Source organism: Mammaliicoccus sp. P-M59 (assembly GCF_022386135.1).
Taxonomy (GTDB): Bacteria; Bacillota; Bacilli; order Staphylococcales; family Staphylococcaceae; genus Mammaliicoccus; species Mammaliicoccus sciuri_A.
This window is the reverse complement of record NZ_JAJNJJ010000001.1, coordinates 244,213-257,666: the sequence shown is the minus strand read 5'-3', so window position 1 is coordinate 257,666 and position 13,454 is coordinate 244,213. Positions and strand designations below refer to the sequence as shown.

Genomic DNA, 13,454 nt, shown 5'->3' with positions numbered 1-13,454 from the left:
TACAAAACTCGGCCGAATTGTTAATATGGGCTGCCTTAGTTACAAAACTCAGCCGAATTGTTAATATAGACCCCCTTAGTTACAAAAGTCCGGAGAACTGTAATTACTCATAACTAGAAACGATTTTGTGAAGTGCTGACGCCTGAGGGAATCGTATGAGCGAGAGACTACAGGCTCGAGCCATACCCTAGGCAAGCATGCACACACAAAATCGTAATCTACTCGAAAAACAAATTCACAAATAAAAAAATAACATCTCATTTCCACTGAATTAATCAGTAAAATGAGATGTCATTTTGAATCAATCTTTATATTGAGTTATTTTCTATCTTTAAAGTAATAGTTAATAATATCTCGACCTAAATCCCCACCTGGTAACCATGGTTCTGGTACGGGTTGGTTTGTATATGTGATAGAGAATGATAATTCAGGATTTTTAGCAGGTGCATATCCAATATATGTTGAGTTTACTTTCGGTTTACCATCTTTGAATACTTCTGCTGTACCTGTTTTACCAGCTGATCTTACGACCGTTTTATTAAAACTAGAATAACCTGTTCCTTCTGGCTTATTAAATGCCATATCGAAACCTTTTTGTACTTGTTTTATTTCTGCATCACTATTATTAACCTTATTCATCACTTCACCTTTAAAAGTCTTTTTAATAGGTCCAAGTGAATCTTCATTTGTAGAATTTCTAATTTCTTTTGCTAAATGTGGTTTCAATCTATAGCCATCGTTCGCAATTGTAGCAACATATTGTGATAACTGTATAGGTGTATAAGTATCAAATTGTCCAATAGCTAAATCAATGTAGTTACCTGGGTTATCTTTAATTGGTTCAATTTGACCTGCTGATTCATTTGGTAAATCAATACCTGTTTTAACACCTAAACCAACTTGATTTAAACCTTTACGTAATTTGATACCTGCTTGTTCTACATCAGATGGTAGTGACATACCACTACTGTATGGAGAGCCAGCTAATAACAATGCTGTCTTATACATAAATACGTTTGATGAATGCATTAAAGCTTCAGCATCTGTAATTGTTTTTCTGCCATTTTGGTTAAAGTATGATCGTTTTGTTAAACCACCACTAAATTTTAATGGTTCATCGACCATTGTATCGCCAACATTTAATACGCCGTTTTGATAGCCAGTAAGTAATGTAGCACCTTTAACAGATGAACCTACTGTATATTGACTTGTGAAGTTACCGATATGGTTATCCGTAATCTTGCCATTTTTGTCAATATCTCGTCCGGCCATTGCTAATACATCACCATTTCTAGGATCTTGGACAACAACCATAACTCTGTCCATATCAGTAGCGCCTTTACTTCTTAATGATTCAATATGTTTATCAATATATTCTTCAACTTTTTTCTGTAAATCTATATCGATTGTTAATACTAAATCGTTACCTCGTGAACCTTGTGAAATAACTTCAGAACTTGTTATTTTCCCAGATTTATCAGTGACATATTTCATTTTCTTCTTAGAACCTTTTAAAATATCTTCATATTGATATTCTAAGTAAGATTTACCGACTCTATCATTTCTAGAATATCCTTTCGCGAGATAGTCATTCACTAACTCTTTAGGTAAACCTTCTTCTTTACTTGAAACATTTCCAAATAAAGTTCTTAAAGTGTCACCATATGGATAACGCCTTTCCCAGTCCATTGTTGTATTAACGCCAGGCAGTTCAGATAAATGTTGAGATACAGCTGCATACTCATCATTTTTAACACCTTCATTTTTTATAACAACAGGACTCAGCTGAGATCCAGAATTCATTTCTCTAAATATCGCAAGGATTTGTAAATCCTTTTTGGATAATTTATCTGTATATTTAGATGTTACTTTGTCGTATAACGCTTTATCATAATCATCTTGACTAATATTGCCGTCAGAGAATAAAGCTTGTTCATCTTTCATTAACTTTTGAACTTCATCTTGATTTCTCAATATCCAAAAATCTTGCTTATCACGCTCTGTAATGTTTGAAGTATCCATCTTCATTAAGTGAGATAGTTTTTCAGCGATTTTTAAAATATCATCTTGGCTTGTTCTTCTATCTCTTGTGTATGTAATTGCCTTTTTAGACTCATTGTCTACTAATACTTTACCGTTTCTATCATATATACGGCCTCTAGGCACCGATTCATTAACTGTAATAGATTCTGTACTATCTATCGTTCTTTTGTATTCTCCGCCTTTTACAATTTGTAAATAACCTAACCGCATAATGAGCACAGAGAATAAAATGACGACAACTGCCAATATTAGGCTTACACGTTTATTCATTAATAGGCGAAATGCTTCTTCTTTTGATTTCTTTTTTACTCGTTTCAACAACTAAACCTACCTTTTTAACTCTATTATAATAATTTCATCATATATTATTATGACTTACATTGCTATTGATATAGGTAAATTTTTATAAAAAAAGAGTGGAGCTGAAATCTCGTTTAAATAAGAAGATTTCATTGCTCCACCCCATCAGGATGATTGTTTTATTAATCAGTCATCCAAATTTAAAGTCGAATTATTTTGCAGCTTGGTATAATTCGTTTACTTTATCCCAATTTACAACGTTCCAGAATGCATTAATGTAATCTGGGCGTCTGTTTTGGTAGTTTAAGTAGTAAGCATGTTCCCAAACATCTAAACCTAAAATTGGAAGTTTACCTTCTGAAATTGGGTTATCTTGGTTTGGAGTTGAAACAATCGCTAATTCGCCATTATCTACAACTAACCATGCCCATCCTGAACCAAAACGGCCAGCTGCTGCAGCTGCAAATTCTTCTTTGAATTTGTCTAATGAACCAAATGTAGAACTAATTGCATCTACAACTTCTCCTGAAGGCTCAGAAGCATTTGGAGTTAATAGTTCCCAGAATAATGAATGATTATAATGTCCGCCACCATTGTTTTGAACTGCAGTACGGATATCATCAGGAACAGAGTTTAAGTTTTTAACAATATCTTCAATAGATTTGCTTTCTAAATCTGTACCTTTCACTGCATCATTTAATTTTGTTACATAAGTGTTATGGTGTTTCGTATGATGAATATCCATAGTTTCTTTATCGATGTGTGGTTCTAATGCATCATACGCATATGGTAATTTTGGTAATTCAAAAGCCATAAAAAATCATCCTCCTCATTTGTTTTACATACCTATCTTATCAAGATTAAAGTTTTATAACAAATAATTTGTTTAATAAATAATCAAAAAATTTTTAATTCTTATGTATCGCCTTGCAACAGGTGTTTTTAAACATTATTATTAAGTGAAGAAGAGGTGAATTTATGCAGTATATAAAAGAGCTTAAAAGGTTATTTAAGCATCCTAGTAAGTATCCAATGTTTAGAATTACGAAGTTAAGATACATATTCCTTCATATATTATTATTAAGTTTGATATTAATCATACCTAATTCTATTCAATACATACAAATCACTCAAAATTTATCAACGTTAGTTAATGATGAAGTGACAGAGATTCCAGATTTTGAAATCGATCATAACAAAATGATTTTATCACAAGATAAATCGATTAAATTAAATCATCATCAAACGGTAGAATTTACTCAATCTAATGATTTCGAAATGAAAGATCATCATTTAATCGTGTTTAAACCAAATCATATTGAGATATCAAATTATAGTGACTACACAGAAATCAGCTATGGTTCCCTATCTTCTCTTGTTACCGATCAAGAGGATTTAATTAAGTTTATTGAAACGATAAATGATTCTAAATATTTTTACTTAAGTTTGATTGTTGTCTTTCTATTATTTATTCAATTTTTAAGCTTATCTATCAAAATTGGTATTCTAGCTTTTGCTGGACATTTATTGGGAATGATTTTACGAAGAAAGTCTCGCTTTATGACTTGGTTCAAAATGATGACATTTGTGATAACGCTTCCGACTTTAGTCCTATTATTAGGAATGATTACAGTGATTCCTTTATTAATAATTGCTTCATGGTGTATAATCATTTTAAGCATTGTTATGATTGCTATGTATTTACCTAAAGGAAAAAGACCTGCTAAAGTGTAAAGATTAGCAAATTTAAACAAAGGAGTCTTATCATGTCAGAAATCATTCATCGCACGAAAACGAGACCTGTTAAAGTTGGGGATTTAACGATTGGCGGTTCAGATGAAGTTATCATTCAAAGTATGACGACTACAAAAACATATGATGTTGATGCAACTGTAGCTGAAATTAAACGATTAGAAGAAGCTGGTTGCCAAATTGTTAGAGTAGCTTGTCCAAATGAAGAAGACGCATATGCAATTAAAGATATTAAAGCGCAAATCAATATACCTTTAGTTGTAGATATACATTTCAATTACAAATTAGCTTTAATTGCAATTGAAAATGGCGCAGATAAGATTCGAATCAATCCAGGGAACATTGGTAGACGTGAAAAAGTTGAATCAGTTGTCAAAGCATGTAAAGAAAAAGGTATTCCTATTCGAATTGGTGTTAATGCAGGATCATTAGAGAAACATATTATTAAAAAATATGGCTACCCTACTGCTGATGGTATGGTTGAAAGTGCATTACATCATATTAAAATACTCGAAGATTTAGATTTTCATGACATTATCGTATCAATGAAAGCAAGTGACGTAAATTTAGCTATTGAAGCATACACGAAAGCAGCTCAAGCTTTTGACTATCCACTACATTTAGGTATAACTGAAAGTGGTACATTATTTAATGGAACGGTTAAATCGTCTGCAGGATTAGGAGCAATACTAAGCTTAGGGATTGGAAATACGTGTAGAATTTCTTTATCAGCTGATCCAGTCGAAGAAGTTAAAGTAGCGAAATCTTTGCTTAAAGCATTTGGTTTAGCGAGTAATGCTGCTACATTAATCGCTTGCCCTACATGTGGACGAATAGAAATTGATTTAATCTCGATAGCAAATGAAGTAGAAGAATATATTTCAAACTTACAAGTCCCATTAAAAGTAGCTGTACTTGGTTGTGCAGTTAACGGTCCTGGTGAAGCAAGAGAAGCTGATATCGGCATTGCTGGTGCACGTGGTGAAGGATTACTGTTTATGAAAGGTAAAACCGTTCGTAAAGTACCTGAAAAAACAATGGTTGAAGAATTAAAAAAAGAGATAGATAAATTAGCAATTGAAATGGAACAAAATAAAGAAGCTCAAAAAGCATAAAGTAAAAGGTGAATTTTTATGAATCAAAAGCAAAGATTAGGTATAGATATAGACGGCACAGTTACGTGTCCAAAAACATTTGTACCTTATTTACAAAGAGATTTTAATCAACAACTTAAATATGAAGATATTACAGAATACAATTTAGCAAATGTCTTAAACTGTAAAGAAGAAGAAATGTTGAGTTGGTTTAAAAATAATGAATCACATATATACCAACACTCCCCTGTTGCAGAAGGTGCAAGAGACATTTTGAATCAACTAAAAGATGACTACGAACTTTATTATATAAGTGCAAGACATCATTATTTAGAAGATATTACGAAAGAATGGTTTCAATCACATCATATACCGTTTGATCAAATTACATTAACAGGTAGTCATAATAAATTAGAAGTGACAAAAGAACAGAATATCGATATTTTCTTTGAAGATAAATTAGATAACGCAGAAGATATCAATCATTATTTAAATATCCCTGTTTTCTTGTTTGACACACCATATAACCAGAAAGATTTACAAAATGGTATATATAGAATTAAAAATTGGCATGAAGTATCAACGTTACTTAATAGAATATAGTTAAAACCTGGCCCATATGTGAGATGGACCAGGTTTTTTCGTGTATTGTGTAATTAAATGGTCGGCTAACGATCTTGTTTCTTTTTCTTGAACGTTAGAATTTCTAACGATCTTGTTTTTGAGTCTTGATCGTTAGCACATATTCAATTCTACCTGTTTCCCTCCAAATAAAAAAATGGTAGCTCCTCAAGCTACCATTTTTCTCTTCTTATACTGTTTTGCATTGCTCACATTTACCGTATACTTCTAATTTATGTGATGCTATTTCTACATTTGGTAATTGTTGTTTAATTGAATCCATTGGGCAAAAGTCTATTACTTTTGTTGTACCACATGATTCACAAATAAAATGATGATGATGGTGACTTTGACATGCAATTCTAAATTTCATTTCGCCGTCTATTTCAGTACTTTCGATAATATTCAAGTCTTTAAATAAGTATAAATTACGATAAATTGTATCGAAAGATAATCCATTATAATCATCTTTCAATGCTTCTTGAATATATTTCGCTGTGATGTATTTATCTTCATTTACAAATAATGAGATGATATCACGGCGTTTATTAGTGTACTTATGTCCATCATTTTTCAATATTTGAATGGCTTCCTCTACTTTCAAGATGATAGCCTCCTTTTTTAATCAATACTTTACTATACGCAATACTAGCAAGTAATTCTATAATCAATAATCCTACTATAATACCTCCTGGTGAAATATTCAAATAGAAGGACAATATCAATCCTAGTACTACTGAGATTTCACCGAATAAAATACTTAATGCGATTAACTGTTTAAACCCTTTTGCTAATCTCATACTTGTAGCGACTGGCAATGTCATTAAACTACTCACTAACAAGATACCAACGACTCTCATTGAAGCTGAGATAACAAGTGCAACAATGACAATAAATAATAATTGTATCCATTTTGGCATGCCAATAACTTTTGAGTACTCTTCATCGAATGATAATACAAATAATGACTTGTACAATAACATAACAAAGATTAAAACAATTACTGTAATAACGATAATTGTAAATAAATCACTTAAATTTACGGCACTAATTGAACCAAATAAATATCCAAATAAATCTTGATTAAATCCATTTGCTAAAGAAATGAATATAACACTAATTCCAATACCACCGCTCATAATAATGGGTATCGCGATTTCTTGGTAATGTTTATATTCAGTTCTTAATTGTTCTATTAATAGCGCACCTGCTATTGAAAAAATAATACCAAACCATATCGGATTTATAGTAGCAAACAATGGACTAACACTCATTAAGAACAGTCCCATTGATATACCACCTAGCGTCACATGGCTTAAAGCATCAGCAATTAGGGATAATCTTCTAACTACAATAAATGCCCCTATTAAAGGTGCAATCAATCCTACTAAGATACCACTTATAAATGAATATCTTATAAAATCAAAATTTAAAAACGCATCAATCACGATATAACACTCCTTCATTCAGGAGCATAAATCTATCTCTAGTTTCAACTGACATATCCAATCTCCTTATTTAAAATCTATATATTTATTATGCTCGACGTTAACTTTGTACTAATTCTTCAACTTCTTCATGTGCACAACAGTCACGATCATGTTGATGATCGACAAATTGTACGGGATGTCCATAGATTTTAGATATTGAGACTTCATCTAATGATTTAAATGACTCACTTGTACCATGGAAATGTATATGTTGATTTAAGCAAGCTACTTTACTTGCTGTATCAGCTACAACACCAATATCATGCGTTACAAGAATGATTGTAATCCCTTCTTGCTTTAATTGCGTCAGTAATTGATAAAATTCTGAAACGTGTCTCGCATCAATACCTACAGTAGGTTCATCTAATATTAAAATACTTGGTTTAGAAATTAAGGCTCTAGCAATAAACGTTCTTTGCTGCTGACCACCTGATAACTGAGCAATATTTTCATTCTTAAGATCACTTATGTTTAATCGTTCTAATATGGCATCTACTTGTGCAGCATCTTCTTTATTAAACCATTTAAAAAGACTTTTATTTTTAGTTAAGCCACTCATAACAACTTCTTTCACTGTCGCTGGAAAGCCAGAACTAAAAGCATTAGATTTTTGTGATACGTAACTAATTTTTTCCCAAGATTTATATTGATTAATTTTTTTACCACTTATTAAGATATCACCTTTTTGTAAAGGTAATAACCCTAATATCAGTTTCAGTAAAGTCGATTTCCCAGAGCCATTTGGGCCAACTATTGCCAAGAAATCTCCTTTATAAATTTGTATATTAATATGGCTAAGTGCCAATTTATTTGGATAGCTATAACTGATATCTTTTAACTCGAAAATCGGTGTTTCTTTTTCCATCTTCATCACCTCGTCAATAGAATACTATACAATGAATATGAAAGAATGTAAATAGTAATGTTTACGAACAAAAAAGAATGCTAATTGGATTAGCATTCTTAAAAAATGTTATTGATTAAAGATTTTTTCTTTTAAATCTGGATCGAATGTACCATTTTTAATCATTTCGATTTCGTATTTATATGGTGGTTTTTTATTCTTTTTGTCATCACCAACATATGGTGTTTCTAAAATTTTAGGTACTTCTTTAAATGCATCATGATTAACGATATAGTGCAATGCATCATAACCTATTGATCCAAAGCCAATATTTTCATGTCTATCTTTTCTTGCACCTTGTGGATTCTTACTGTCGTTGACGTGAAGTACTTTAATACGATCGATACCAACGATTTTATCAAACTCATTTAATACGCCGTCAAAGTCTTCTTTAACGTTGTAACCAGCATCATTTGTATGACAAGTATCGAAACATACAGATAATCTTTCATTATGGTTAACACCATCAATAATTTGTGCAAGTTCTTCGAATGTTTTACCACACTCAGAACCTTTACCTGCCATTGTTTCCAATGCGATACGTACATCATTATTATTTGTTAATACTTCATTTAAACCTTCAATAATTTTTTGAATACCTTTTTCTTCACCAGCACCAACATGAGCACCTGGATGAAGCACGATGTCTTTAGCACCTAGTGCTTCAGTACGTTCTATTTCTGATTGTAAGAATTCAACACCTAGGTTAAATACTTCTGGTTTAGTTGTATTTGCAATATTGATGATATATGGTGCATGCACAACAATGTTAGATAAACCATATTCTTTCATTGCTGCTTTACCATTTTCAATATTTAAATCTTCAATCTTTTTACGTCTTGTGTTTTGTGGAGCACCTGTATAAATCATAAATGTAGAAGCATTATAACTTGCCGCTTCTTCTGCTGCTTGTAATAGCATCTTCTTACCACTCATTGAAACGTGTGATCCAATTAACATATTTGACACCTATCCTTTTCTACTTTGTCTTTTTGTTCTCTTAGAATGAGCTTTCTTTTCTTTAAATTTCAACTCATCTAATTCTCGTTTAAATTTCTTTTTATAGCCAGGTTTTACTTTATTTTTATTGTTTCTTTTAATTTTTTGTTTTAGTGATTTTTCAATATTATCTTCTTTTTTAACACGTTTCGTACGCTTTTGACGATCTTTAATTTCTACAAATTCATCGTTTTTAATATCGACATGTTTAAACTTGTAATTATGTTTCTCAATTTGTGTAATTAAATCATCTTCATCAGGTGTATATAAAGTAATTGCAATCCCTTTATAATCACCACGACCTGTACGACCAACTCTATGTGTAAAGAAGTCTATTTCTTTAGGTAAATCATAGTTGATAACGTGACTTACGCCTTCAATATCAATACCACGTGATGCTAAATCACTTGCGACAACAAATTCAAAGTCTAATTGTTTAATACGTTTCATTTGTTGTGTTCTTTCTCTAGGTGACAAACCACCATGGATAACCCCAACTTTATAGCCTTCTTCTGATAAATACGCAACTAATTCATCTGCTCTATCACGGCTATTAGCAAATATGATTGCTAAATAAGGGTTAATCACATTCATAACTTTTAAGACTTTTTCTTTTTTCTCAACACCTTTAGTTGGTATTAAGTAAAAGTCGATATTGTCTTTGTTAGATGATGCTGTTTCAATTTCAACAAATTCAGGATTACTTAAATATTTATTTAAGAATGGATGTAATGCTTTAGGAATCGTTGCACTAAATACTGAAATTTGTGCGTTTTCATCTAATCTACTCGCAATACTATCTACTTTAGGCATAAATCCTAAATCAATCATTAAATCTGCTTCATCTACAACTACTGACTTCGCTAGATGTAAATCTAAAGCACGCTCTACAGCCATATCATCAATTCTATTCGGTGTTCCTACTACAACATGTGGTGTATTTTTAGATTTATCAATATCTCTTGATTTATCTGTTCCACCAATGTATAAGCTAACTTTTACACCTTTTTTAAATTGAGTTAAATGTGAAGCTGCATCATATAATTGCTTTGCTAATTCTCTTGTTGGTGCCAAAATAATCACTTGTGGTTCTTTTATATCGACGTCAATTTTATCAAATAATGGTAATAGAAATGCATGTGATTTCCCTGTACCAGTTTGAGATTGTCCTATTATATTAGATCCTTTTTTAATTTTGGGTATAACTCTTCGCTGTATTTCTGTTGGCTGGTTAAAATGTAAATCTTTAACGGCCTCTACTAATTCATTTTCAAGTTGAAAATGTTCAAACGGATGCTTAGACATAAGCGACCCTCCTCGTTTCTTTTTCACTTCATACATTATATAGTAAATGCGCACTTTATGATAGGCTAAAAGATTTATTTTGAATTTTTATTTCGTTTCTTTAAGACTTGTGTGTTTGTTATAATAGACATTAATAAGGAGGGCAATTTATGGAAATTATAAAGATTACCCCTAGAGGCTATTGTTACGGTGTTGTAGACGCTATGGTTATTGCTAGAAATGCATCTTTAGATAAGTCACTTCCGAGACCCATTTATATACTTGGCATGATTGTTCATAATAAACATGTGACTGATGCGTTTGAATCTGATGGCATTATTACTTTAGATGGTCCGAACAGATTAAAGATTTTAGAACAAATTGATAAAGGTACCGTTATATTTACTGCGCATGGTGTGTCACCTGAAGTCAAAAGACGTGCTAAAGAAAAAGGACTCGTTTGTATAGATGCGACATGCCCAGATGTAGATAATACGCATCAGTTAATACGTGACGTTAAATCAAATGGTTATCACGTTATTTATATTGGTAAAAAAGGACACCCCGAACCTGAAGGCGCAGTTGGTGTGGCACCTGATATCGTTCATCTCGTTCAAACTTTAGATGATATCGATGCCTTGCCGGAAGCATTAATGAACCAAAAACTCATCGTAACGAATCAAACAACTATGTCACAATGGGATGTTAAACACCTTATTGATGAATTAAAAGTTAAATATCCTCATATTGAAGTACATGAAGAAATTTGTTTAGCAACACAAGTTAGACAAGAAGCTGTTGCCACACAAGCAGATCAAGCAGATTTACTCATTGTCGTTGGTGATCCTAAAAGTAATAATTCAAATAGATTAGCCCAAGTATCTAAAGAAATCGCACATACAAACGCATATCGAATCGCTGATTTGAGTGAATTAAAATTAGAATGGCTACAAGACATCGAAAGTGTTGCTGTAACGGCAGGTGCTTCAACACCAACACCTATCGTTAAAGAAGTCATAGATTATATTAAAAATTATGACCCGACAGAAGCGCGTGACGTAAACTTAACAAGTAATGTACCTGTTGAAAAAATATTACCTAAAATTAAAAAGCCTAAACCTGTAAAAATAATGGACTAAAAAAACTGCCGAATTGACTCGGCAGTTTTTTACATATATTGATAAGGATCTGTATTAATAGAAGATGTTAACAGCTTAATAGTACCATTTGTCCATTCTTCTATTAATGACTTTAACCCTTCTTTCATAACATACTCACTATAATGATTAACATCTAAAACGTTTATACCGTCCATTAGTGCATCTATTGCTTCGTGATGTTTAACGTCTCCAGTAATAAATAAATCAGCTTGTTGTGCTTTAGCTAAATTTGCATATTCAATACCCGCACCACCAACAATTGCGACGCGTTTAATTTGCGCTGATTGGTCTCCTATAAATCTAACTGCTGGTATAGCGAGCTTTTCTTTATAGTTTTGCACAAATTCATTTACTGATTGCGTTACATTTAATTCTCCGATAATTCCTAAGCCTACAGAAGATGTTCTCGACATTTTGATGAAATCATAAACGGGTTCTTCATATGGATGCGTTTGAATAATGAGTTCTTTAGCAAGTGCTAAATCTTTCTCATCAACCATTAATTCTAGTTTCGTTTCATAAACCGTTTCAGTCTTATCTGCTTGTCCAAGATGCGGATTAGCTGTTGCACTCGGTTTAAATTGTCCTTTACCTTGTGACTGGAAAAATACTTCGCTGTATTCTTCTGTTTGAGCTAAATGATGGTCATTAAATGCAGCTTTCATAGCTTCAACATCTTGATCAGGTAGGAATATTTGTACTTTATAATAGGACTCTTGTTGTTCTTCTAATACTTTCATTTTACTTAATCCTATTTGTTGTCCAATCATGTAACTAACGCCTTTAGGATGCACATCAAGATTTGTATGAAGTGCTATCAAATTGATATCATTTTGAATCAGTTTACGAATAATAGGACCATAGCTTTTATCCGTAATATTTTTAACACCTTTAAAAATAAGTGGATGATGTGCAATGATCGTATTGATATTGTTTTGAATGGCTTCTTCTACAACTTCTAACGTACAATCTAATGTTGTTAATACACCGTTCACTTCACTTTTTTCTGTACCAATTAATAAACCAACATTATCCCAAGATTCACTCGTAGAAAATGGAACTTGTTTATCAATTTCGTGTAATAGCTCTTGAATAATCATTAAAGCACCTCTTTTATTTGAAGTATTTGTTGATTAATTTCATTATACCTATTTTTATCCTCATGATGTTCTAATTGTTTACTAATTTTATTAAGTGATTCTAATTCTCTTTGCCATTTTTCATAGAATAAATCATTTTTATTGGCTAATAATTTAGGACCAAATTTTAATTCTAATTCATTTAGGTCCATCTCACCTTTTTTAGCCACTATGATTTCATATATATGTTTTTTATCTTTAATAAGTTGTTCATCAACGATTTGATAACCAATGCTTTGTAATACTTTTCTAATTGGTAACGCATGTATATTAGCTTGTAAAATTAGATCAGGATGCCCAGTTAACTTATGCTTTCCTTCTTCAATAATTTGAGCAATTAATGGACCACCCATGCCACAAATCGTGATGGCATCGATCGTATCGTCTACTACTTCTAAACCGTCGCCCAGTTTAACTTCAATAAGTTCATTCATACCATATAATTTAGTATTCTTTTGAGCAGCAAGAAAAGGTCCTTTAACAACTTCTCCAGCAATCGCTTCTTTAATTAATCCATTTTGAATTGCGTATATAGGTAAATATGCATGATCGGAACCGATATCTGCTAATTTATGATGATTTAAATATTCACTTACCTTCATTAAACGTTTATTTATTTGGATCATTATTTTTCCCTTTCATTAAAAAAATCTTTTGCAATAGCAAAA

Annotated in this window: 13 protein-coding genes; 4 read left to right on the top strand and 9 right to left on the bottom strand. The window is 31.8% G+C overall.

Annotated elements, in window-relative coordinates; all coding sequences use genetic code 11:
- Positions 1–318: 318 nt before the first annotated feature.
- Both LQ617_RS01250 and LQ617_RS01245 read right to left on the bottom strand, forming a co-directional pair.
- Complete coding sequence (locus tag LQ617_RS01250; protein WP_206179775.1) at positions 319–2,364, bottom strand: peptidoglycan D,D-transpeptidase FtsI family protein; 2,046 nt, start codon at positions 2,362–2,364, stop codon at positions 319–321.
- Positions 2,365–2,554: 190 nt separating this feature from the next.
- Complete coding sequence (locus tag LQ617_RS01245) at positions 2,555–3,157, bottom strand: superoxide dismutase (protein ID WP_239739270.1); 603 nt, start codon at positions 3,155–3,157, stop codon at positions 2,555–2,557.
- A gap of 164 nt (positions 3,158–3,321) precedes the next feature.
- Between LQ617_RS01245 and LQ617_RS01240 the strand changes: the two genes are divergently transcribed.
- The 3 genes from LQ617_RS01240 to LQ617_RS01230 are packed head-to-tail and all read left to right on the top strand — an operon-like array spanning position 3,322 to position 5,792.
- Positions 3,322–4,077 (top strand): DUF1189 family protein, encoded by a 756-nt coding sequence (locus tag LQ617_RS01240; protein ID WP_239739268.1) that lies wholly within the window; start codon positions 3,322–3,324, stop codon positions 4,075–4,077.
- A gap of 32 nt (positions 4,078–4,109) precedes the next feature.
- Positions 4,110–5,210, top strand: coding sequence for a flavodoxin-dependent (E)-4-hydroxy-3-methylbut-2-enyl-diphosphate synthase (gene ispG / locus LQ617_RS01235; protein ID WP_275590233.1), 1,101 nt, complete (start codon positions 4,110–4,112; stop codon positions 5,208–5,210).
- Between the two features lie 18 nt (positions 5,211–5,228).
- The gene (locus LQ617_RS01230) at positions 5,229–5,792 is read left to right on the top strand and encodes a 5' nucleotidase, NT5C type (protein ID WP_239739267.1); all 564 of its coding nucleotides are present in this window, start codon (positions 5,229–5,231) and stop codon (positions 5,790–5,792) included.
- A 208-nt stretch (positions 5,793–6,000) separates the two neighbouring features.
- Here LQ617_RS01230 and LQ617_RS01225 read toward each other — a convergent pair whose 3' ends face one another.
- From LQ617_RS01225 to LQ617_RS01205, 5 genes are all read right to left on the bottom strand, one after another.
- Complete coding sequence (locus LQ617_RS01225; protein ID WP_037588307.1) at positions 6,001–6,414, bottom strand: Fur family transcriptional regulator; 414 nt, start codon at positions 6,412–6,414, stop codon at positions 6,001–6,003.
- A complete protein-coding gene (locus tag LQ617_RS01220; protein ID WP_037588309.1) occupies positions 6,377–7,258 on the bottom strand; it encodes a metal ABC transporter permease in 882 nt (293 codons plus the stop codon). The genes LQ617_RS01225 and LQ617_RS01220 overlap by 38 nt, the downstream gene beginning before the upstream one ends.
- 100 nt (positions 7,259–7,358) lie before the next feature.
- Entirely contained in the window at positions 7,359–8,165 is an 807-nt protein-coding gene (locus tag LQ617_RS01215; protein ID WP_025904183.1) for a metal ABC transporter ATP-binding protein, read from the bottom strand.
- A gap of 108 nt (positions 8,166–8,273) precedes the next feature.
- Positions 8,274–9,164: a deoxyribonuclease IV gene (locus LQ617_RS01210; protein WP_025904184.1), complete on the bottom strand. Its 891-nt coding sequence runs from the start codon at positions 9,162–9,164 to the stop codon at positions 8,274–8,276.
- A 9-nt stretch (positions 9,165–9,173) separates the two neighbouring features.
- On the bottom strand, positions 9,174–10,508 hold the full coding sequence (locus LQ617_RS01205; RefSeq protein ID WP_025904185.1) for a DEAD/DEAH box helicase: 1,335 nt from the start codon (positions 10,506–10,508) through the stop codon (positions 9,174–9,176).
- Positions 10,509–10,657: 149 nt separating this feature from the next.
- On the opposite strand from LQ617_RS01205, the gene LQ617_RS01200 reads away from it, so the two are divergent.
- Entirely contained in the window at positions 10,658–11,626 is a 969-nt protein-coding gene (locus LQ617_RS01200) for a 4-hydroxy-3-methylbut-2-enyl diphosphate reductase (protein ID WP_239739265.1), read from the top strand.
- A 29-nt stretch (positions 11,627–11,655) separates the two neighbouring features.
- Here the strand turns inward: LQ617_RS01200 and LQ617_RS01195 are convergent, their stop codons facing one another.
- Both LQ617_RS01195 and LQ617_RS01190 read right to left on the bottom strand, forming a co-directional pair.
- Entirely contained in the window at positions 11,656–12,747 is a 1,092-nt protein-coding gene (locus LQ617_RS01195; RefSeq protein ID WP_239739264.1) for a Nif3-like dinuclear metal center hexameric protein, read from the bottom strand.
- Positions 12,747–13,412 (bottom strand): tRNA (adenine(22)-N(1))-methyltransferase, encoded by a 666-nt coding sequence (locus LQ617_RS01190; RefSeq protein WP_107577564.1) that lies wholly within the window; start codon positions 13,410–13,412, stop codon positions 12,747–12,749. Before LQ617_RS01190 ends, LQ617_RS01195 begins: the two co-directional genes overlap by 1 nt.
- Positions 13,413–13,454: the final 42 nt, after the last annotated feature.

What these genes read in the sequence shown, in the direction of transcription:
- LQ617_RS01205 (WP_025904185.1), bottom strand. Translation starts at nt 10,508, where the DNA reads ATGTCTAAGCATCCGTTTGAACATTTTCAACTTGAAAATGAATTAGTA.
- LQ617_RS01190 (WP_107577564.1), bottom strand. Translation starts at nt 13,412, where the DNA reads ATGATCCAAATAAATAAACGTTTAATGAAGGTAAGTGAATATTTAAAT.
- LQ617_RS01215 (WP_025904183.1), bottom strand. Translation starts at nt 8,165, where the DNA reads ATGGAAAAAGAAACACCGATTTTCGAGTTAAAAGATATCAGTTATAGC.
- LQ617_RS01195 (WP_239739264.1), bottom strand. Translation starts at nt 12,747, where the DNA reads ATGATTATTCAAGAGCTATTACACGAAATTGATAAACAAGTTCCATTT.
- ispG (WP_275590233.1), top strand. Translation starts at nt 4,110, where the DNA reads ATGTCAGAAATCATTCATCGCACGAAAACGAGACCTGTTAAAGTTGGG.
- LQ617_RS01230 (WP_239739267.1), top strand. Translation starts at nt 5,229, where the DNA reads ATGAATCAAAAGCAAAGATTAGGTATAGATATAGACGGCACAGTTACG.
- LQ617_RS01240 (WP_239739268.1), top strand. Translation starts at nt 3,322, where the DNA reads ATGCAGTATATAAAAGAGCTTAAAAGGTTATTTAAGCATCCTAGTAAG.
- LQ617_RS01245 (WP_239739270.1), bottom strand. Translation starts at nt 3,157, where the DNA reads ATGGCTTTTGAATTACCAAAATTACCATATGCGTATGATGCATTAGAA.
- LQ617_RS01210 (WP_025904184.1), bottom strand. Translation starts at nt 9,164, where the DNA reads ATGTTAATTGGATCACACGTTTCAATGAGTGGTAAGAAGATGCTATTA.
- LQ617_RS01200 (WP_239739265.1), top strand. Translation starts at nt 10,658, where the DNA reads ATGGAAATTATAAAGATTACCCCTAGAGGCTATTGTTACGGTGTTGTA.